Genomic DNA, 20,831 nt, shown 5'->3' on the forward strand with positions numbered 1-20,831 from the left:
AATCCTCAGTTGTTGTTGGTGACCGGTACCGGGACTGGATCGAATCCGCCCGGATGCCAGGGCCCACATTTGCACACCCTAGCCATTGCCATCGCCGTACCTTTAAGCGCGCCATGTCTGGACAACGCCTCTAAGGCGTAAGCACTGCATGTCGGTTCGAACCGACAGGTTGATACCATCTTAAGGCCCGAGACATGTTTTTGGTAGAAACGAACCGCTTTAACCAGCGGCGCGGCCAGTCCGGAGGCTGCAGGAATTTCTTCCCCACGGGTATTTAAATATCCCATTGCTTGCGCAGCGCCTTAGTAATATCTTTTTCTAATTGCTCACTGGTGGCGGTCGCGCTGGCAGGTAGCGCACGGATGACAACATCCACGCCCGCTGGGAGCTTGGGGATGAGCGTCATGCACACATGGCGAAGCCGCCGGGAGGTGCGGTGGCGTACCACTGCATTCCCGACGGCTTTAGAAACAATGAGGCCGAATCGCGGCCCAGTGGCCGCGATCTCGGCCGGATTGCCCATGGTGCCATTGGAATTCGCACTCATGGTGTCGCGCGCATGCACGACGACGGTGCGAGTGCCCTGCCGGCGACTGCCCTTCATCGTCCGCCGAAATTGCGGCGGTGATGTGAGCTTGTGGTGGGCTGGCAGCATGACTTATGCGGACAGCTTTGCGCGGCCCTTCTTGCGGCGAGCGGCCACAATTGCACGACCGGAACGGGTGCTCATGCGAGTGCGGAAACCGTGCTTACGTGCACGGCGACGGTTGTTCGGCTGGAACGTGCGCTTACCCTTTGCCACGTCAATTCTCCTTGAAGTTGTACGTGGACATACTGCCGCCTGAAAACGGCAGCACATCCACTGATGAATGGATTCCATGAACCTGACGCGTCACTGTTATCCAAATGCTCGGCGAGCCTTGGTAGCCCAGCCAATGCGAAGTGACGCCGTCCTGTTCATACGCAACTCTCTGTTGCAATAGACCATGCCAGATTACGTGATTTAAACCGCTGGGAACAAATCGACACCCGGTTACACCCGAAATTACATAAGTGTTTTTTCCTGCAGCTAGAGGGCCAGTTTTCGCGCTCATGCTGCGGCTAATCCTTCGCGCCGCAACCCTCCATAGCATTTTGCATTTTAAGTATAAATCCTCCGTTAGACACACCCGCCTTCGCGGCGGTAGAACTAAGGAATCGAATTCCACAGCAAGCTAACCGCTGTGGATAACTCTAAATAACCACTTGAGAGTTTTACTGTTTCCGCAGTACAACGCCATAAAGTAGGCTATCACAAGTTATCCACAGCCATGCACTAAGCTGTGAATAACTATTTCTTCCACACCTGTGGATAACTCTGTGGAGATCGAGGTGACTCGATAAAAACCACTGTGAAAACCGCGGTGGAATCCACCGTGGAATTTGTTATTTACTGTCCACCCGTCCCCGAGAGAATTATTGAAGGTAGCCCGTTGTGACTGAACCACAAGCGAACCTAGAAGCTGTGTGGCGCGCGATCGTCGATGATCTGCTCGCGCAATCCGAACAGCCCAACTCTGAGGTCCCGAGCTTTTCGCATACGCAACGCCTCTACCTGCAGTTGGTTCGCCCGATCATGATGGTGGAAGGCTACACGCTTGTCGCAGCAGAAAATGTCAACGCCAAAGAAGTTGTAGAAAATGAACTCGGCGGATACATCTCCAAGGCCCTTACCCGCCACCTCGGTCGCCCGTGTTCCTTCGCCGTCACCCTGGCTACCCCGCAAGAGCCACAACCGCCCGCGAGCGGATCGAATTCGGGGCCGGCACCGGGAGGGGCATCGGCAAGCACGCAGACCCCTTCCTCCCAACCCAACCCGCAAGCGCAGCACATGCCACCGGCGCAGACCGATTCTTCCTCCGCGCAAAGTTACGTCTCTCGCCCCCAGCAAACGGATGCGTCGGCAGCCCGCGGAAACAACAACTCCACCGCAGGTCAGACCCCGCCTAATTGGCGGTCCAGCCATGCCCCGGCAAGCCTGGATGAATTGGCGGAGCACTATACCAGCCAGCAGGACTATAACCGCCAGCAACCAGAATTTGGCGGATCTGCGAATGCCGCGCGCATTCCGCGGGAGGCCCCGGCGCACGATCCCAACCGGGAAACCTCGCTGAACCCGAAGCACACTTTTGAAAGCTTCGTCATCGGTTCTTCGAATCGTTTTGCCAATGGCGCGGCAGTAGCGGTGGCGGAAAATCCCGCCCGCGCCTATAACCCGCTATTTATCTGGGGCGGTTCTGGACTGGGTAAAACGCACCTTTTGCATGCCGCCGGCAACTACGCACAGGTGCTACACCCAGGGTTGCGCGTGAAATACGTGTCCTCGGAAGAATTTACGAATGACTATATTAATTCCTTGCGCGATGACCGCCAGGAATCCTTCAAGCGGCGCTACCGCAACCTCGATATTTTGATGGTGGATGACATCCAGTTCTTAGAGGGCAAGGAATCCACGCAGGAGGAGTTCTTCCACACCTTCAATGCGCTGCACCAGGCCAATAAACAGATCATTTTGTCCTCGGACCGGCCGCCAAAACAGCTCACCACGCTGGAAGACCGCCTGCGCACGCGCTTTGAGGGCGGGCTGATTACAGATATTCAACCGCCTGACCTGGAAACCCGCATCGCCATTTTGATGAAGAAGGCCGCCGCCGATGGCACTGAGGTGGATCGCTCCGTCCTGGAGCTCATCGCCTCGCGCTTCGAGTCTTCCATCCGCGAGCTCGAGGGCGCTCTCATTCGCGTCTCCGCCTACTCCTCCCTGGTCAATGAGCCGATCAACGTGGAAATGGCAGAAATTGCGTTGCGCGATCTCGCGCCGGATTCTGCTGACCGGCAAATTACCGCGGCCTCCATCATGGAGGTCACCGCGGAATACTTCGATATTGATGTAGAAACTCTGCGCGGTGCTGGCAAGAAGCGCGCGGTGGCCCACGCCCGCCAGCTGGCGATGTACCTCTGCCGCGAATTGACCGAGCTATCGCTGCCCAAGATTGGCGAGCAATTCGGCGGCAAGGACCACACCACGGTGATCTATGCCGATCGCAAGATCCGCAAAGAGATGACGGAAAAGCGCAATACCTACGACGAGATTCAGTCCCTGACCCAGCGCATCAAGAATCGCGGTCGCGCCTAGATCAAACGAACCACCCGGTGGCGTCTTCCTTAAATAACAGGAAGGCGCCATTTTTGTAAGCAGGCGCCGCGCTTGCCGATGCCCCCACCTTCCACCACCGCCTACCAGCGGTTATGTCCCTGCAAAGACCGCATAAACAGCTATCCACAGAGTTATCCACACCTGTGTAATTTCATGGATGTAATTTGTAGATTTTGCTCACAGTTTTAAATTCCACAGTCCCTATCCAGCACAGACGCCCCTGTGATCAGAGCTGTGTGCAGATCCGTGGAAAACTAGTGCAGGCTGTGGATAAAACGATGACCCGCCAATTTATCCACACTCCGGGCCGGTTGATCACAGCAAGATCACAAGAATTGGCACACCCCGGATCGCTGCGCTGAACTTGTCATTTACCCCGTTGATCACAGATCCCACAGCGCTTATTACTACTACTAAATTATTTCTCTGATCTTGTAAGTAGAAAGGGGATGTGTGAAATTGTGCCCGGTCCCGAGCGCCCGGCGCTGGCTCGGACGGGCGGAGGCAAAATTACAAGGTTCACCGGATGCGGTAAGTTGGAAGCCAGCTTTTGAAAGTTACACATTCCTACCCCGCCAAAGAGGAGCTCTTCGCACCATGGATGAAGCCGTGTCATTTCGCGTTGCCAAAGATGACCTTGCCAACGCCGTAGCGTGGGTTGCCCGCAGCCTGCCTTCCAAGGTCACCCAGCCAGTGCTGCGCGCGATGCTCATCACCGCTGATGACAACGGCTTAGAGTTCACCGGCTTTGATTACGAGGTTTCTACCAAGGTGCGCATCGCCGGCATGGTGGATGAGCCCGGCCAGATCGCCGTTGCCGGTAAATTGCTTTCCGATATCGTGGCTACCTTGCCCAATAAGGAAGTTGAGATCTCCCAGGTAGATTCCAAGGCTTTGGTTACTTGTGGGTCCTCCCGCTTCGAGCTACCGCTCATCCCGCTCGATGATTACCCGCAATTGCCAGTCCTGCCTGAGGTCACCGGCACGATCCAACCGCAGCTCTTCGCAGAGGCCATCCAGCAGGTGGCATCCGCAGCCGGCAAGGATGACACCTTGCCCATGCTCACTGGCGTGCACATGGATATCCACGGCAAGGATATTGAGATGACGGCAACGGACCGCTTCCGTTTGGCCATGCGCACCCTGGAGTGGGAGCCGGCCGCTGAGGATGTAGAAGCAAAGCTCCTGGTCCCGGCAAAGACCTTGCAAGATACCGGCCGCAGCCTGGATCCGCATTTGAATATTCCCATCGAGATCGCGGTGGGTTCCGGCGATAATATCGGCGCCGATGGCCTATTTGGCCTGCACGCGGATAACCGAGAAACCACTACGCGCATGCTGGATGCGGATTTCCCAAACGTCCAGCCCCTGCTTCCCAAGTCGCACACGAATATTGCCTCCGTTGAGGTAGCGCCGCTGCAAGAGGCCATTCGCCGCGTTTCCCTGCTGACGGACCGCAATGCGCAGATCCGCATGGAATTTGCCGATGGCCAGGTCACCCTGTCCGCCGGTGCCGATGCTGGTAATGCCACCGAGACGCTGCCGTGCGCGTTCCATGGCCGCGATGAATTCCTCATCGCCTTCAACCCGGGCTATCTGAAGGACGGCCTGGCGGTCATCAACACCGATCGCGTGGTCTTTGGGTTTACGGAGCCTTCCCGCCCCGCCATCATGATCCCGGAGCCAGAAGAGCTGCCGGAAGCCGATGAGGATGGCAATTTCCCCACGCCACAGACCAACTTCACCTACCTCTTAATGCCGGTTCGCCTGCCAGGTTAATGTTTATACGGGATCTCGATGTTCGGGATTTTCGCTCATGGCCCGAACTAAAGCTTGAGCTGGGCCCAGGGATTACTCTGTTTGTGGGCCGCAATGGCTTTGGCAAGACCAATATCGTGGAAGCCGTGGGCTATACCGCCCACCTGTCTTCCCACCGCGTCTCCCATGATTCGCCGCTGGTGCGCCAGGGCGCGCAGAGCGCGCGGGTGTCCCTTACTGCCGTCAACCAGGGGCGCGAATTAACCACCCACTTGCTGATAAAACCCCATGCCGCCAACCAGGCGCAGATTAACCGCACCAGGCTGCGCAGCCCGCGCGAGCTACTCGGCGTGGTGAAAACGGTACTGTTTTCTCCTGAGGATTTGGCCTTGGTGCGCGGTGAGCCCGCGGGGCGCCGCGCGTATCTCGATAGCATCATCGCCTCGCGCACCCCGCGCCTAGCTGGGGTTAAGGCGGATTATGACAAGGTATTAAAGCAGCGCAATGCGTTGTTGAAGTCGGCATCGGCAAGCTTGCGGCGCGGCTACGGCGATAGCGACGGCGCCTCGGCGCTGTCCACGCTGGATACATGGGATGCCCAGCTCGCGCGCTTAGGTGCACAGGTCATTGCGGCGCGCCTTGCGCTTGTCGATGCCCTCTTGGACCACATTCCCGCCGCCTATGCCGGCCTCGCGCCGGAGTCGCGGCCTGCGCACGTGGAGTATAAATCCACCATTGATACCTCTGACCGCGAGGTGCTGGAGGCGGTCATGCTGACCGAGCTGGCTAATGCCCGGCAGCGCGAGATCGAGCGCGGGATCTCTTTGGTGGGCCCGCACCGCGATGATCTCGTGCTCCACCTGGGGGATCAGCCGGCCAAGGGTTTTGCCAGCCACGGCGAAACCTGGTCTTATGCCATCGCCCTGCGCCTAGCGGAGTTTGAGCTACTGCGCGAGGATGGGGGATCCGATCCGGTCCTCATCTTGGATGATGTCTTTGCCGAGCTCGATGCCAAGCGCCGCACCCAGCTGGTTCACCTGGCCGCCACGGCAGAACAGGTGCTAATTACCGCTGCGGTGGATGAGGATTTACCGGATAACCTGGAGCCCATCGTGCGTTACCGGGTAGGAGTGGAAGATACGGACCAGGGGCGCATTTCCACCCTGCACACGGAAGCAACAGCAGGAGAGGCTAGCGAGGAAGAAGCATGAGTGAGGAAGAAGGGGACACCGGCACGCAGCGCACGGATCCCGTCACCCAATACTTCCGGTTGGTGCGCTCTACCTCGAAGAATCCGCCAAAGCTTACGCGCCCAGTGCCGAAGATACCGGTGCCCTCCTTGGCGGATGCCCAACAGCAGAACTATCGCGGCTACCAGGTGGGCAGGCCTACCGGCGCCGATGGCAGGAGGCCGCGGCGAAAGATTGATGTGCCGAGCCTGGGCGCACAGATTAAAAAGGAGATTTCCCACCGCGGCTGGGAGCATGAATTAGCGCACGGCTGGGTGATGGGAAATTGGGAAAGCCTGGTGGGCGAGCGCATTGCCGCCCATACGCAGCCGCAAAAAATCAAGGACAAGATCGTCTACATTTCCTGCGATAACTCCACCTGGGCCACGGAATTGCGCTACCTGCAGCGGGAAATCCTGCGCAAAATTGCGGACCGGCTCGGCCCCGATGTCATCGCTGAGCTGCGGATCCATGGCCCGCGGCAGCAGCGCAATTACGAGGGGCGGCAGTGGGTGAAGCCGCAAGGATCGCAAGATACCTACGGCTGATAAGTGGCTGATAGGCGCAGGTTAGCTCTGCCCTTTAAAAGATAAATAACCACAGAGCGCGCCACATAGCTACCTCTGGCCGGTGTGGGGTGTCATTCAGTAGGGGGTATGCGTGTAGAATAGTGAAAGTCTTAGAATTAGCTATAGCCAAAAGGAGAGCACGAATCCGTGGCTGAAGAACACGCATATGATGCTGGATCAATTACGATCCTGGAAGGTCTAGAGGCCGTCCGCAAGCGCCCCGGTATGTACATCGGTTCTACCGGATCGCGCGGTTTGCACCACCTTATCTGGGAGATCGTCGATAACTCCGTTGATGAGGCCATGGCAGGCTTCGCAGATAAGGTTACCGTCAAGCTCTTGGAAGATGGCGGCGTCGAGGTCATCGATAATGGCCGCGGTATCCCGGTGGAGATGCACGCCTCCGGTGCCCCGACCGTCCAGGTGGTCATGACGCAGCTGCACGCCGGCGGTAAATTCGACTCCGATTCCTATGCCGTTTCCGGCGGCTTGCACGGCGTCGGCATTTCCGTGGTCAACGCCCTATCCACCCGCGTGGAGGCGGAGATCAAGCGTGAGGGCAAGCACTGGTACCAAAACTTCCAGAACGCCATTCCGGATGACCTTGTAGAAGGCGGTAACGCCCGCGGCACCGGTACCAAGATTCGCTTCTGGGCGGATCCGGAGATCTTTGAAACCACCGAGTTCGATTACGACACCATTGCGCGCCGCCTGCAGGAGATGGCCTTCCTGAACAAGGGCTTGACCATCGAGCTTATTGATGAGCGCGTGACCCAAGAGCAGATCGAGCTCGAGGAAATCGCCGATGCGGAATCCGGTGAGGCGAGCGCGGACGAGACATCCTTTGATGATGTGCCCGATGCCGGCGATACCTTTAACGAGGAAGCCGACTCCAAGAACGTCACCAAGGCCGATAAGAAGCGCCGCAAGAAGATCACCTTCCACTACCCGGAGGGCCTGACGGACTACGTAAAATTCCTCAATAAGTCCAAGAGCGCCATTCACCCCACCATCGTGTCCTTCGAGGCTAAAGGCGAGGACCACGAGGTCGAGGTGGCCTTGCAGTGGAACCAGGGCTACAAGCAGTCCGTGCACACCTTTGCCAATACCATCAATACCCACGAGGGCGGCACGCACGAAGAGGGCTTCCGCGCAGCTTTGACCTCCTTGATGAACCGCTATGCCAAGGAGCACAAGCTCATCAAGGACAAGGACGGCAACCTTTCTGGCGATGACTGCCGCGAAGGCTTGGCCGCCGTCATTTCGGTCAAGGTGGGCGACCCGCAGTTCGAGGGCCAGACCAAGACCAAGCTGGGCAACTCCGAGATCAAGGGCTTTGTGCAGCGCTCGGTTAACGAGTACGTCAATGACTGGTTTGATGCCAACCCGGCAGAGGCAAAGGCCATTATCAATAAGGCCGTCTCCTCGGCGCATGCCCGCATGGCAGCGCGCAAGGCGCGCGAGATGGTGCGCCGCAAGTCCGCCACCGACTTGGGCGGACTGCCCGGCAAGCTTGCGGATTGCCGCTCTAAGGATCCGCGGAGTTCGGAGCTTTATATCGTGGAGGGTGACTCTGCGGGCGGTTCCGCGAAGGCCGGCCGTGACTCCATGTTCCAGGCCATCTTGCCCCTGCGCGGCAAGATCCTGAACGTGGAAAAGGCCCGCATGGATAAGGTCCTAAAGAACGCCGAGGTCCAGGCCATCATCACCGCGCTGGGCACAGGCATCCACGAGGAATTCGATATCAAGAAGCTGCGGTACGACAAGATCGTGCTGATGGCCGATGCCGACGTGGACGGCCAGCACATCGCCACGCTGCTGTTGACCCTGCTCTTCCGCTTTATGCCGCAGTTGGTTGAGGATGGCCACGTGTACTTGGCTAACCCGCCGCTCTACAAGCTGAAGTGGTCCAAGGGCACGCCTGGCTACGCCTTCTCTGATGACGAGCGCGATAAGCTGTTGGCAGAAGGCCTGGAGCAAAACCGCAAGATCAACAAGGATGACGGCATCCAGCGCTACAAGGGCTTGGGCGAGATGAACGCCTCCGAGCTCTGGGAGACCACCCTGGATCCCTCCACGCGCCTGTTGCGCCGCGTGGACCTGGAAGACGCACAGCGCGCTGATGAGTTGTTCTCCATCCTCATGGGTGATGACGTGGCCGCCCGCCGCTCCTTCATTACCCGCCGCGCGAAGGATGTCCGCTTCCTGGATATCTAAATCGCTGGCCTAGCCCTGTGCGTGCAGTGCCTAGAGCAATAGAGCCCACCGTGAATAATTCCACGGTGGGCTCTAACAATGAGGTGAGGAGCTTTAGCTGCTGGAAGAGCGCTGATCAGCAAACCCAAAGCTCAAGGACACTAGGCAGACGGCGATGATGACGCCAAAGCCGGTCATGATGGATACGGGCCAATCTCCGGAGGTGCTTTGGAGCATGGCAAAGACGATGGCGGTAATGACGGCCAAGCCAATGGCGGTGCCGATGCGCTGGCCGGTTTGCAGGACCGCGCCGGAGGAACCGGCGTAGTTATCTGGGACCTGCGCCAAGGTCAGGGTTTGGTTAGGGGAGACCACGGCACCCTGGCCAAGCCCGATAAATGCCAAGGAGAGGATGAGCCACCATTCGCTTATTCCCCAGTGCGTGGTGCCCCAGACGAATGCCACCGTGGCGATGAGGCCAAAGATTGTGGTCAGCATGCCGATGATGACCACTATGCGCCCGTACCGCGAGATCTTGCGGCCCGCGATGGTAGCGGTAATGGAGTTGAGGAGCGCGGAAGGAATGCCCACCGAGCCGGCCGCCAGGGCGGAGTAGCCCAGGCCATTTTGGAAATACAACGCCACGAGCACCCAGATGCTGGTAATGCCCATAAACCACAACGTGGCGATGATGGTGCCATTGCGGAAGCTCGAGGTAGCAAAGATATTGAGATCCACCATCGGCGGGTGTCCGGTGGCCTTGTGGTGGCGCTCCCACAGCACCCACACGCCAATGAGTACGGCACCTGCCAGGAGCAGCCACCACACGGCAGGGGACCCAGTGGAGTCCATGAAGGGGAAGAGGATGCACCATACCGCGGCGCCGAGGATGAGCGCGCCGATGGGATCCAGGGTGGCCAGCGCCTTGAAGATGCCCAGCTTATTGCCCGCGGCATCGCGGACGCGGGAAAACAGCGGGCGTGGGAACCACATGAGGCCCAAGATGATGGCCAGCAGGCCGATAGGCGCATTGACCAGCATGGTCAGCCGCCACCCGTGGTCAGGGCCGCCGATCTTGATGAGGAAGCCACCCAGTACCGGGCCGATAGCCACCGCGATTCCCACGGTGGCGCCAAAGTATCCAAAGGCGCGGCCGCGCTCTTCCCCGCGGAAGTATTGCTGAATCATTCCCACTCCCTGAGGGTTCAGCAATCCGGCGCCAACACCCTGCACAAAACGCGCGATATTCAGAGAATGCGCATTCGGCGCGAAACCCGCGACGGCGGCGCTGATGGTGTAGACGGCGATGCCGAGGAGGAAGATGCCCCCGCGTCCCACGAGATCGCCGGCGCGCCCGGCGGCGACGAGGACCACGCCGAAGGTAAGCGCATAACCAGATAGGACCCATTGCACATCTGAATCCGTGGCACCAAGCCCAGACTGAATCGACGGCAGCGCCACGTTCACGATGGACACGCTAATTAGTGACATGAACACCGTGACCAGCACAATAATAAGAACCCGCCAGCGGGCGGGGTCTTGGCCGGCGGGGTAATCGGTGCGGTTTGCTTCTGATGTCGACGATTTATGATGCGGGGAATAAGTCACTTCCACACTTATACTCCGCAGTCCAGATAACCTTCAACCGCAGGAAAACCGGTGGAAATTATTTATTTACATGTGCTTTTGCACGACGCGGCCGAATGCAGGAACTTCCGGGCTTAAGATCTTGGTGGCCTTGCCGCGCAGGGAATTATAGGGCTTGCGCAGTGCGGCGGAGTTCACCTTTTCTACGTGCTTATCTGCGATATTCATAATTTCATCGCTGACCTCTTCTTGCCGCGGTTCAAGGAAGGCGCCGAAATCATCCTTCCCGCTTTCCGCAAAGTCCTGCCACCGCGGATCCAGGGCATCGAGGACATCCGGCAAGATCCGTTCCAGCGCCTTGGGGACGACGTTGGCATCGGCTTTTTTGGCGGCGGCCAATCCGCCTTTAATGGCCATGCCAGAAATGCCGGATTGGGCGGAGGCGACTTTTTCAACGAGAGCCCCGCACTCGGCGATGAACTCGGTGCGGGTGGATCCATGCATCAAGGTAGAAAGGTGAGACATGGTGCCATACTTTACGCGAATTTAGTGGCCATATAGACGCGGGCGCAGTACTGCGCGAAGGTCTGGTTTCCAGCATTTAACGCTGGCACCTTTTCTAAAACCTCCGCCATGGCTTGGGCTGCCTGTTGCTCATCGCCGTGAATGGCTATGCCCTCAAGGCGCGCGGTGCTGGCAGCCGCGGCGGCCACCAAGGCGGAGTAATTGATGATGCGGAGATTAAAGCGGGCGCAAAACTCTTGAGCCACTAGGTATAGCTGTTCGGGGCTCATGCGTGGGTCTTCCGTGCCCTGCGGATTTCGGCCTCTAGATCCGCGCGGCCGGGGAGGAGTTCGCGGGCGGTGGCTTGCACGTGGGCATCGGCAAGCGTACGCGAGGCCGCCGCCACGATGGCACGCACCACCGCCTCGTGCTTGGAGGTGCCTTGCGCGGAGGCCAAGAGGGTAAGGGCGTGATCTTGTTCTGCGGTAAGCCGTAATGTCATTGCCATGCCCCAGTGATACCACAGTGATACCACGGGTGCGGCAAATAAGGCCGATAAAGCCCGGAGAAGGTAGAATTTGGCCTTATGAGTGACAATAACGATGATCTTTTTGATCGGATTTTTCCCATTGACATTAATGAGGAGATGGAGTCGAGCTATATCGACTACGCCATGTCCGTCATTGTGGGCCGCGCGCTGCCTGAGGTGCGCGATGGCCTAAAGCCGGTACACCGCCGCATTCTTTACGCCATGTTCGATTCGGGCTACCGCCCCGAGCGCGGCTACGTGAAATCCGCGCGCCCGGTCTCTGACACCATGGGTCAATTCCACCCACACGGTGACTCGGCCATCTATGACACCTTGGTGCGCTTGGCGCAGTCCTGGAATATGCGCTACCCGCTTGTCGATGGCCAGGGTAACTTCGGTTCCCGCGGTAACGACGGCCCCGCCGCAATGCGTTATACCGAGTGCAAGCTCACCCCGTTGGCCATGGAAATGGTCCGCGATATCCGCGAAAATACCGTGGATTTCTCGCCCAACTACGATGGCAAGACCAGCGAGCCGGACGTCCTGCCGTCCCGCGTGCCTAACCTTTTGATGAATGGTTCTGGCGGCATTGCCGTGGGCATGGCCACCAATATCCCGCCGCATAACCTCAATGAGTTGGCCTCGGCCATCTACTGGCTGCTGGAGAACCCGGACGCAGACGAGGATGCCGCGCTCGCGGCCTGCATGGAACGCGTGAAGGGCCCGGATTTCCCCACCGCCGGCCTCATCGTGGGCGATCAGGGCATCAAGGATGCATACACCACCGGCCGCGGCTCCATACGCATGCGCGGTGTGACCTCCATCGAGGAATCCGGCTCCCGGCAGACCATCGTGATTACGGAACTACCGTTCCAGGTCAACCCCGATAACCTCATCTCCAATATCGCGGAGTCCGTAGCCAACGGCAAGATCGCCGGCATTTCCAAGATCGAAGATGAGTCCTCTGACCGCGTGGGCATGCGCATTGTTGTGACCCTGAAGCGCGATGCTGTTGCCCGCGTGGTGCTCAATAATCTGTACAAGCACTCTCAGCTGCAGACCTCCTTCGGCGCCAACATGCTCTCCATCGTCGATGGCGTGCCGCGCACCCTGCGCCTGGATCAGATGCTGAGCAATTATGTTGCGCACCAGATCGAGGTCATCGTTCGCCGCACCCAGTACCGCCTGGATGAGGCCGAAAAGCGCGCGCACATCTTGCGCGGCTTGGTCAAGGCGCTGGATATGTTGGATGAGGTCATCGCCCTGATCCGCCGTTCGCCCACCGTTGATGAGGCGCGCGAGGGCTTGAAGGAGCTTCTCGATGTCGACGATATCCAGGCCGATGCCATCCTCGCGATGCAGCTGCGCCGCCTGGCCGCCCTGGAACGTCAAAAGATCGTCGATGAACTGGCAGAAATCGAAGAGGAGATCGCAGACCTCAAGCACATCCTCGCCCACGAGGAACGCCAGCGCCAGATCGTCCACGATGAGCTGGAGGCGATCGTCGAAAAGTACGGCGACGAGCGCCGCACCGAGATCCTGCCTGCCTCCGGCGAGGTCACCGATGAAGACCTCATTGCCCGCGAAAACGTCGTGGTCACCATCACCGCTACGGGTTATGCCAAGCGCACCAAGGTCGATACCTATAAGTCACAAAAGCGTGGCGGCAAGGGCGTGCGCGGTGCGGAGCTCAAGCAAGATGACATTGTGAAAAACTTCTTCGTCTGCTCCACGCACGACTGGATCCTGTTCTTTACCAACTTTGGCCGCGTCTACCGCCTGAAGGCCTACGAGCTGCCGGAGAGCGGCCGCGCTGCCCGCGGCCAGCACGTGGCCAACCTGCTGGAATTCCAGCCGGAGGAAAAGATCGCCCAGGTCATTCAGATCCAGTCCTACGAGGATGCGCCATACCTGGTTCTGGCCACCCAGCAGGGCCGCGTGAAGAAGTCGCGCCTGACCGATTACGAGTCCGCACGTTCCGCAGGCCTTATCGCCATCAACCTCAATGAGGGCGATGCGCTCATCGGTGCCCAGCTCGTTTCTGAGGGCGATGACATCCTGCTGACCTCTGAGCAGGGCCAGGCAATCCGCTTTACTGCCGATGACGACCAGCTACGCCCCATGGGACGTGCTACTGCCGGTGTGAAGGGCATGCGCTTCCGCGGCGATGACCAGCTGCTGGCGATGTCCGTCGTTCACGATGGCGAGTTCCTGCTCGTTGCTACCTCCGGTGGCTACGGTAAGCGCACCGCCATTGAGGAATACACCCCGCAGGGCCGCGGTGGCTTGGGCGTGATGACCTTCAAGTACACCCCGAAGCGCGGCAAGCTCATTGGCGCCATTTCCATTGACAAAGACGATGAAATCTTCGCCATTACCTCCGCCGGTGGGGTCATTCGCACCGAAGTAAACCAGATTCGTCCTTCCTCGCGCGCCACGATGGGCGTGCGCTTGGTTGACCTTGCCGATGACGTCGAATTGCTTGCCATCGACCGCAATGTCGAAGAAGATGGTGAGGAAGACGCGCAGGCTGTGGCCAAGGGCGAAAAGACCGTCGATGAGGTCCAGCAAGAGCACCACAAGGTAAGCGATGCCTCCAAGGACGAGGAGTAGGACATGGAACGACGAGACGTAACCATCCACCACATCTCGCCGACTTCGGCGTTTCGCGTTGGTCTGGCCCTGTCACTCGTCGGACTCATCGCGTGGTTGCTAGCCGTGTGCCTGTTGTACATCGGTTTGCACCAGGTGGGCATATGGGAGTCAGTCAATAGCCTCGTTGGTGGCGTCGGCGGCGGCTTTGAGGTCACCTTTGGCGTGGTGATCGCAGCCAGCGCGCTGATTGGCGTTATTTTCGCCGTCCTGTTCACCTTGCTCGCACCGCTGATGGCCGTCATCTATAACGCCATCGTGGATGTCTTCGGCGGGCTAAAGGTCAGCTTGGATGACATCTAGACCACTGTGAGTGAGAGACTATGCCGGCAGCTACGGTTGCCGGCATTTTCTGGTTTTAAGCGCGAATAGGGTACTCATTAGGCCAACGAAGAGCGCCTTTAAAAACCTCTTTGAGCTGCCGATTTGTGTTCTTTCCGGGGTAGTATGTAAAGTTACATCTCGTTCCGCTAAAGGGCCTATAGCTCAGTCGGTTAGAGCGCATCGCTGATAACGATGAGGTCGCTGGTTCGATTCCAGCTAGGCCCACCACGGAACAATGGGGCATTAGCTCAATTGGTAGAGCATCTGCTTTGCAAGCAGAAGGTCAGGAGTTCGATTCTCCTATGCTCCACAGTATTAGCCCGGCTTACTTAGGGAAGCCGGACTTTTTGCTTCTTGTACCCTCTCGAAGCTCTCCACGCCTATGAAACTGGTTTTTGGGGGAGTTTGTCCGATAGCAGGCATCAACGCGCTTGATATTGTTAAAACAGCAAAGGTATTCGCTGAATACGACCACGACACCTGCTATCAGATTAGGATTGCATCTAACATGGGAGATCGTCCGCATCCAGTTGGGGCACATGAATGCAGAAACTAAAACCTAAGAAATATCACCCAAGACTTACCTGGATCATATTTCTTGTATTAGCGATACTTTTGGGCCTATTTTTCGGGTTGGTCCTAGATTTAGGCACCGGTCCTAGAACAGTGATAGGATTAATCTTGTTCTGTCTTTGGTTCTGGATAGATTGGACTATGAGAAAGAAGTTTTCGAGTGATGAGGACTAAACTTCCTCTTTAAAGCCAATGTGGGGCACTCCAACTAAAATGGAGTGCCCCATATGTCGTTTCTTTGCCTCTTTTCTTCCACTTTGGGTAGGCGAAAACAGCAGGTGAAACCTGAAGTGTCCCACTTGTGGAAGATCACATCTTGGCGGAAGAGCGTATCAATGCACCTCGCGTGTCAGGTGGTAGCCCCGAAGCTCGGCGTTTCATGGCACACAGCCTGGCAATGGGCGCAGGAGGCCCATCGTGCAGGAAACTTCCCAGGACTGGGCCCAAAGCCTCCGTTATGATCCGGTTCATCGATAAATGCCGAGTCCGTTTCTCTGTCGAGTTCATCTGCAATGACGTTGAAGAATAACCGAGCTGATGGGGCCGGGCCTGACCGCGCCGTGTCCACTTTCCGGGGGCTAGGCCCGTTTAAGCTGGGTGGCCATCTCGGCAGTTCCACTTCGCCTTCCATGCGACAATGGCTTTTTTCGTCCTGTAAATATACCTCCCCGGGGTATATGGTGGGGAGAGTAACCATCACTGTGTTCCACCGACGCTAGGACTCCTCTCGGTGCAGGGAGGAGAAGAAAGGAATTTTATGAGTACTTCCCACCAACACGGTGAGCATTCCGGTGCTCACCAGGCCGCGGAAGCGGATCATACGCAACACACAGATCATGGCGGCCACGAAGGGCACTCTCACGGTGACCACCACGGTCACGAGCACGGGCATGGCCACGGTCACGGCGATCACGCGGCGATGTTCCGCAGCCGCTTCTGGTGGTCGCTGCTGCTATCGGTACCGGTCGTCATCTTCAGCCCTATGGTCGCAGACTTGCTCGGCTACGGCGTACCCGAATTCAATGGTTCATCCTGGATTCCCCCGGTGCTTGGCACCATCATCTTCATTTATGGCGGCACGCCATTCCTGCAAGGCGGCTGGTCGGAACTGAAATCCCGCCAGCCCGGGATGATGCTGCTTATCGCCATGGCTATTACCGTGGCGTTCGTCGCCTCATGGGTCACCACCTTGGGGATTGGAGGATTCGACCTAGATTTCTGGTGGGAGCTGGCCCTCCTGGTCGTCATTATGCTGCTGGGCCACTGGTTGGAGATGCGCGCACTCGGCGCGGCCTCCTCCGCTTTGGACGCCTTAGCAGAACTTTTGCCTGACGAAGCCGAGAAGATCATCGATGGGCAGGCCCACACCGTGCCAGTCTCTGAGCTGGCGGTGGATGACATAGTACTGGTCCGCGCTGGAGCGCGGGCGCCTGCCGATGGCACCATTGTTAAAGGCTCAGCCGAATTCGATGAATCCATGATCACCGGTGAATCCCGCCCAGTCTACCGCGATAAAGGTGAGCGCGTGGTCGCCGGTACGGTGGCCACCGACAACACCGTCCGCGTCCAGGTAGAAGCCATCGGAGGAGATACGGCCCTGGGCGGTATCCAAAGCATGGTCGCCGAGGCGCAGGAATCCTCCTCCCGCGCCCAAGCTCTTGCCGATCGCGCCGCAGCGTTGCTCTTCTGGTTTGCGCTAATCGCAGCCCTCATTACTGCGGTGGTCTGGGCCATTATCGGGAGCCCAAGCGACGCCGTGGTACGCACCGTTACCGTGCTCGTCATCGCTTGCCCCCACGCCCTCGGTTTGGCTATCCCACTGGTCATTGCGATCTCTACCGAGCAGGCCGCACAGTCTGGGGTACTCATCAAGGAACGTATGGCGTTGGAGCGCATGCGCACCATCGACACCGTTCTCTTCGATAAGACCGGCACCCTAACCGAAGGCGCTCATGCCGTTACCGGTGTCGCAACCGTTGAGGACATCAGCGAGGGGCAGCTGCTAGCAGTGGCCGCCGCGGCCGAGGCCGATAGTGAACACCCGTTGGCCCGCGCCATCGTCAAGGCAGCCGAAGACCACGCGGAAGCATCCCAGGAGCAGCTGCACAGCACCGATTTCAGTGCTGCCGCCGGCCGGGGAATCCAGGCCACCGTAGATGGGGCAGAGGTCCTCGTCGGTGGACCGAATATGCTGCGCGAGCTAGAGCTTGCCACCCCTGGGGTGTTCGATGCGCAGGTTGAAGAGTGGTCCCAGCGCGGCGCAGGTGTCCTGCATGTCGTGCGCGATGGTCAGATCATTGGCGCTCTCGCGGTCGAAGACAAGATTCGTCCCGAATCCCGCGCGGCCGTACAGGCCCTCCAAGAGCAGGGCGTCAAGGTTGCGATGATCACTGGCGATGCCACGCAGGTCGCTGAGGCCGTTGGCGAAGAACTGGGTATTGACGAGGTCTTTGCCGAAGTCCTGCCGCAGGACAAGGACTCCAAGGTCACCGAATTACAGGAGCGCAGCCTGGCCGTGGCCATGGTTGGCGATGGCGTCAACGACGCCCCAGCCTTGGCCCGCGCGGAAGTCGGCATCGCCATTGGCGCCGGTACCGATGTCGCCATGGAATCCGCCGAGGTCGTGCTCGCCAGCGATGACCCGCGGTCGGTGCTTTCAATGATCACCTTGTCGCGCGCTAGCTACCGCAAGATGATCCAAAACCTTATTTGGGCATCTGGCTACAACATCATCGCCGTGCCCTTGGCTGCAGGCGTACTCGCACCCATCGGTGTCGTGCTTTCCCCGGCGGCCGGTGCGGTATTGATGTCGCTATCGACCATCGTGGTGGCATTCAATGCGCAGTTGTTGCGCCGGATCGAATTGGACCCAGCTCGCTTGGCACCCACCAGCCACTAGGCGGATCAGTCCAGGCTCGGATAACTGGTACGGGGCTCCGGATACTTGGGATTATTTTAGAATTGAAGTCCAGTTGCTAAAATAATCCTCATGACCGAGCGGGACGACTTTTGGCTGGAAGAGGATGAACTAGCAGCATTCATGTCCCTGATGAGCGTGAATGTCCGGCTCACCAATATTCTAGACGCGCAGCTGCGCGATGATGCCAAGCTAAGCTTCTTTGAATATACGGTGCTCTCACGGCTATCAGAGGCTGAGAACCATGAGATGCGCATGCGAGACCTAGCCATCACCGCAAACGGCTCCCTGTCCCGTCTGAGCCAGGTTGTTACCCGTTTGGAGCGCCAGGGCTGGGTCGTGCGGCGTCCTTGCCCCAATGATGGGCGGACGACGATGGCGCACCTTACCGATAGCGGCTGGGACAAGGTAGTAGAAACCGCCCCGGGCCACGCCAAGCAGGCCCGCCGATCCGTTATCGATAACCTGACCCGCGCACAGATCCATCAAATGACCCAAATTAATGAGCGCATCATCAAAGCCATCGAAGCCGACGAGCGCTATGGCGGCCGCTATTAATTATTTTTTGGGATAGCCGCGGCGGCCGGAGACGGTCTTATCAAAGGGAATCCAAAACCGCAGGGCTGCATCCTGGTTTTTGGAGATGCCAATGCGCGGGCCGCGCACCCATTCCGGTGCAGACTCGCGCTCAGAAAGCTGCACTGGCAGGTGGTTATCTTCCAGCGTTGCTCCCAGAGCTTTTCCGAGGTTCCCGGGGCCGCGGGCTAGGTTATGAAAATCGCTGGTGCCGCGGCGTGCAAAGGCGGTATCGATCCCGGATAGCACCTCACCACCGCGCAGTAGGCACCCTTGGCCCACGCCTTCGGGCGCGCACACGATATTGACATTGCGGTGGATGCCGTAAGAGGCATACACGTACATCCGGCCGGGCGGGCCGAACATGGCGGCATTGCGCGGGGTTTTCCCACGAAAGGTATGGGCGGCGGCATCGTCCGTGCCCAAATAGGCCTCGACCTCCGTAAGGCGAATGCTCACCCCAGCGTGCGTGATGACGCAGCCAAGGAGTTGCGGGGCTACGACATCAGCAGTGCGGGAGAAATCAATCATTAACGGGAGTAGTAGCGCTTTCCGTCTACCGGGGTGCGCAGCAACTCATCGAGGCTGACCGGCTCCAAGCCCTTGGCGCGCAGGCCGTCGATAATGCACTCGGCCGCATTGACGGTGGTCGGATGAATATCGTGCATCAAGACGATGGAGCCTGGGTTAGCATCCTGGACGGCGGCATTGCAGACGTGCTGCGAATCGCGGATCTTCCAGTCCAAGGTATCCACGTTCCATAGGGCCTGCGACAAGCCCTTATCCCTGGCTACCTGGTCAACCGTCTCATTGGTGGCACCGTAGGGCGGGCGCAGCCACTTTGGATTCTGCCCGGTGGCATTGCGGATCGCCGCATTGCCGGCGTCGATTTCTTGGGCAATATCGCCGTAAGCTAACTGGTTGAGCTGGCGATGGGTCTTGGTGTGATTGCCAATGGTGTGACCTTCTGCCTGCATGCGCTGGAGCGCTTGGGGGTACTGGTAGGCGTGATCCGCTAGCACCATGAAGCTGGCGTGAGCGTTTTTAGCCTTGAAGGTATCCAAGAGCTGGTTCGTATAAGGGCTTGGGCCATCGTCAAAGGTAAGGGCCACGCAATTCGGGCAATCTACGCCGTTACCCTGTGGCTGCGGGGCTGGTTGCGGTGCGGCCCCAGCTTGGGGATCCGGTGCGGGTGCAGCCTCGTTCTGCGGCTCGTCTTGCGGCGCTACCGAGGAAACAAGATCCTGTGCCTGCGCGCGGGTGCTGTCGATGCGGCTTTGAATATCGGTCTGAATCTCAGAAACCGCGGATTGGATATTGGGTTCTGAGGACTCGACTGGTTTAGGGGTGCCTTCGAGGAATTGCGCATTGGCGCAGGCGGGAAGGGCAGCGGTGGCAAGCACGGTGAGCGCGGAGGTAAGAAGACGACGCATACTTTTCCTAGGAACGAGGACAGATGGGCACGATTAGCCAGCCTACTCCACTGCGAAGGGAATTATGGATTAAACGCGTGTGATAAATGTGATAGAAGTAAATCACTGTGCCGCGGTGTCTTCGGCATTTTTGGAATGAGCGGCTGCAGTAGTAGAGTACAAGCCACTGGGGCATTAGCTCAATTGGTAGAGCATCTGCTTTGCAAGCAGAAGGTCAGGAGTTCGATTCTCCTATGCTCCACAGGAAAAGTCCGGATTCTGGTCAAAGAATCCGGACTTTAGTCATGCATAGGGTTATAAAAAGCGCTTGACCATGATGTAATGCTCGGCGTATACACCTACATGCTCGAAGCCCAAGCGTTCATAAAGCCGCTGGGCACGCGGATTATCGGGGTGGACGGCCAGGGAAATGCCGGGCGCTTTGAGGGTCTGGGCGAGGGAAATGGCGGCATCGATAAGCGCGGTGGCAATGCCTTGGCCCGCAAAGCGGCTTTCTACTGCAATGGCAAATTCTGGGATGGCCGGTTCGACGAATCCGTAACCGTGATTGTCCTCGGTGCCCCAATTGAGCCACACCCCGCCGGCGGGCACGAGGTCCTCCCAAGCGATGAAACCTCCCTGGTTGGGCTCCCAATTTTCCACGTAGAAGGAAAAATCGTCGGCAAAACCGGAAGAAAGCTCGCCTCGTTCATCGCCGAAGGTATCGGTCAGGAAGTTGAGGCGAGCTATATAAGTGCGATCGGATTCTTGTGTCGCGCGAATTTCCATAATCCCCAGGATATATGAAG

20 protein-coding genes, 3 tRNA genes and 1 pseudogene are annotated in these 20,831 nt (G+C 58.3%); 13 read left to right on the plus strand and 11 right to left on the minus strand.

The genetic code is table 11. The features are described from left to right. Nucleotides 1-5 precede the first annotated feature (5 nt). Genes yidD through HMPREF1267_RS12910 form a run of 4 tightly spaced genes read right to left on the minus strand, consistent with a single transcriptional unit; the run spans nt 6 to nt 1,094 of the window. Nucleotides 6-287, minus strand: coding sequence for a membrane protein insertion efficiency factor YidD (yidD, locus tag HMPREF1267_RS12430; protein WP_172596733.1), 282 nt, complete (start codon nt 285-287; stop codon nt 6-8). After that, nucleotides 275-655, minus strand: coding sequence for a ribonuclease P protein component (gene rnpA / locus HMPREF1267_RS00420; protein ID WP_034653281.1), 381 nt, complete (start codon nt 653-655; stop codon nt 275-277). Before rnpA ends, yidD begins: the two co-directional genes overlap by 13 nt. 3 nt (nt 656-658) lie before the next feature. Continuing rightward, nucleotides 659-802 (minus strand): 50S ribosomal protein L34, encoded by a 144-nt coding sequence (gene rpmH, locus HMPREF1267_RS12435; protein ID WP_005275994.1) that lies wholly within the window; start codon nt 800-802, stop codon nt 659-661. A 1-nt stretch (nt 803) separates the two neighbouring features. Then, nucleotides 804-1,094: a hypothetical protein gene (locus tag HMPREF1267_RS12910; RefSeq protein ID WP_156906100.1), complete on the minus strand. Its 291-nt coding sequence runs from the start codon at nt 1,092-1,094 to the stop codon at nt 804-806. A gap of 380 nt (nt 1,095-1,474) precedes the next feature. Here HMPREF1267_RS12910 and dnaA point away from each other — a divergent pair, with 380 nt between their 5' ends. From dnaA to gyrB, 5 genes are all read left to right on the plus strand, one after another. Further along, a complete protein-coding gene (gene dnaA, locus HMPREF1267_RS00425) occupies nt 1,475-3,175 on the plus strand; it encodes a chromosomal replication initiator protein DnaA (protein WP_023028031.1) in 1,701 nt (566 codons plus the stop codon). 618 nt (nt 3,176-3,793) lie between these two features. Then, entirely contained in the window at nt 3,794-4,975 is a 1,182-nt protein-coding gene (gene dnaN, locus HMPREF1267_RS00430) for a DNA polymerase III subunit beta (protein ID WP_023016404.1), read from the plus strand. Then, nucleotides 4,975-6,165, plus strand: coding sequence for a DNA replication/repair protein RecF (recF, locus tag HMPREF1267_RS00435; RefSeq protein ID WP_023028032.1), 1,191 nt, complete (start codon nt 4,975-4,977; stop codon nt 6,163-6,165). Before dnaN ends, recF begins: the two co-directional genes overlap by 1 nt. Continuing rightward, nucleotides 6,162-6,731: a DciA family protein gene (locus tag HMPREF1267_RS00440; RefSeq protein WP_023028033.1), complete on the plus strand. Its 570-nt coding sequence runs from the start codon at nt 6,162-6,164 to the stop codon at nt 6,729-6,731. The genes recF and HMPREF1267_RS00440 overlap by 4 nt, the downstream gene beginning before the upstream one ends. A 168-nt stretch (nt 6,732-6,899) precedes the next feature. Continuing rightward, a complete protein-coding gene (gyrB, locus tag HMPREF1267_RS00445; protein ID WP_023028034.1) occupies nt 6,900-8,969 on the plus strand; it encodes a DNA topoisomerase (ATP-hydrolyzing) subunit B in 2,070 nt (689 codons plus the stop codon). 93 nt (nt 8,970-9,062) lie between these two features. On the opposite strand, the gene HMPREF1267_RS00450 is transcribed toward gyrB, so the two are convergent. Genes HMPREF1267_RS00450 through HMPREF1267_RS00465 form a run of 4 tightly spaced genes read right to left on the minus strand, consistent with a single transcriptional unit; the run spans nt 9,063 to nt 11,547 of the window. After that, nucleotides 9,063-10,562 (minus strand): MFS transporter, encoded by a 1,500-nt coding sequence (locus tag HMPREF1267_RS00450; protein WP_023028035.1) that lies wholly within the window; start codon nt 10,560-10,562, stop codon nt 9,063-9,065. Nucleotides 10,563-10,622: 60 nt separating this feature from the next. Then, the gene (locus HMPREF1267_RS00455; RefSeq protein WP_023016409.1) at nt 10,623-11,060 is read right to left on the minus strand and encodes a hypothetical protein; all 438 of its coding nucleotides are present in this window, start codon (nt 11,058-11,060) and stop codon (nt 10,623-10,625) included. 11 nt (nt 11,061-11,071) lie between these two features. Beyond that, a complete protein-coding gene (locus HMPREF1267_RS00460; RefSeq protein ID WP_023016410.1) occupies nt 11,072-11,329 on the minus strand; it encodes a hypothetical protein in 258 nt (85 codons plus the stop codon). Then, nucleotides 11,326-11,547: a hypothetical protein gene (locus HMPREF1267_RS00465; protein ID WP_005280480.1), complete on the minus strand. Its 222-nt coding sequence runs from the start codon at nt 11,545-11,547 to the stop codon at nt 11,326-11,328. Before HMPREF1267_RS00465 ends, HMPREF1267_RS00460 begins: the two co-directional genes overlap by 4 nt. A 78-nt stretch (nt 11,548-11,625) precedes the next feature. On the opposite strand from HMPREF1267_RS00465, the gene gyrA reads away from it, so the two are divergent. The 7 genes and pseudogenes from gyrA to HMPREF1267_RS00495 all read left to right on the plus strand — a co-directional run bounded on the left by gyrA (nt 11,626) and on the right by HMPREF1267_RS00495 (nt 18,592). Continuing rightward, nucleotides 11,626-14,181, plus strand: coding sequence for a DNA gyrase subunit A (gyrA, locus tag HMPREF1267_RS00470; RefSeq protein ID WP_005280481.1), 2,556 nt, complete (start codon nt 11,626-11,628; stop codon nt 14,179-14,181). Nucleotides 14,182-14,184: 3 nt separating this feature from the next. Further along, nucleotides 14,185-14,523: a DUF3566 domain-containing protein gene (locus tag HMPREF1267_RS00475; protein ID WP_005280482.1), complete on the plus strand. Its 339-nt coding sequence runs from the start codon at nt 14,185-14,187 to the stop codon at nt 14,521-14,523. Between the two features lie 172 nt (nt 14,524-14,695). Then, nucleotides 14,696-14,772 (plus strand) — tRNA-Ile (locus tag HMPREF1267_RS00480). 9 nt (nt 14,773-14,781) lie between these two features. Beyond that, a tRNA-Ala gene (locus tag HMPREF1267_RS00485) sits at nt 14,782-14,854 on the plus strand. Nucleotides 14,855-15,409: 555 nt separating this feature from the next. Further along, a pseudogene (locus tag HMPREF1267_RS13515) lies at nt 15,410-15,578 on the plus strand (transposase); the annotation flags it as partial. A gap of 296 nt (nt 15,579-15,874) precedes the next feature. Next, on the plus strand, nt 15,875-18,016 hold the full coding sequence (locus tag HMPREF1267_RS00490; protein WP_034666742.1) for a heavy metal translocating P-type ATPase: 2,142 nt from the start codon (nt 15,875-15,877) through the stop codon (nt 18,014-18,016). A gap of 90 nt (nt 18,017-18,106) precedes the next feature. Then, nucleotides 18,107-18,592, plus strand: a complete 486-nt coding sequence (locus HMPREF1267_RS00495) for a MarR family winged helix-turn-helix transcriptional regulator (RefSeq protein ID WP_005276035.1) — start codon at nt 18,107-18,109, stop codon at nt 18,590-18,592. On the opposite strand, the gene HMPREF1267_RS00500 is transcribed toward HMPREF1267_RS00495, so the two are convergent. Further along, nucleotides 18,593-19,141 carry a DNA-3-methyladenine glycosylase gene (locus HMPREF1267_RS00500; RefSeq protein WP_005280486.1) on the minus strand — a complete coding sequence of 183 codons (549 nt, stop codon included), beginning with the start codon at nt 19,139-19,141 and terminating at the stop codon, nt 18,593-18,595. Next, nucleotides 19,141-20,043, minus strand: coding sequence for a polysaccharide deacetylase family protein (locus HMPREF1267_RS00505; protein WP_023028037.1), 903 nt, complete (start codon nt 20,041-20,043; stop codon nt 19,141-19,143). The genes HMPREF1267_RS00500 and HMPREF1267_RS00505 overlap by 1 nt, the downstream gene beginning before the upstream one ends. A 168-nt stretch (nt 20,044-20,211) precedes the next feature. Between HMPREF1267_RS00505 and HMPREF1267_RS00510 the strand changes: the two genes are divergently transcribed. After that, nucleotides 20,212-20,284, plus strand: a tRNA-Ala gene (locus tag HMPREF1267_RS00510). Nucleotides 20,285-20,337: 53 nt separating this feature from the next. Here HMPREF1267_RS00510 and HMPREF1267_RS00515 read toward each other — a convergent pair. Next, complete coding sequence (locus tag HMPREF1267_RS00515; RefSeq protein ID WP_023028038.1) at nt 20,338-20,811, minus strand: N-acetyltransferase; 474 nt, start codon at nt 20,809-20,811, stop codon at nt 20,338-20,340. Between the last annotated feature and the right edge of the window lie 20 nt (nt 20,812-20,831).

This window comes from Corynebacterium sp. KPL1824 (assembly GCF_000478095.1).
GTDB classification, from domain to species: Bacteria; Actinomycetota; Actinomycetes; order Mycobacteriales; family Mycobacteriaceae; genus Corynebacterium; species Corynebacterium accolens.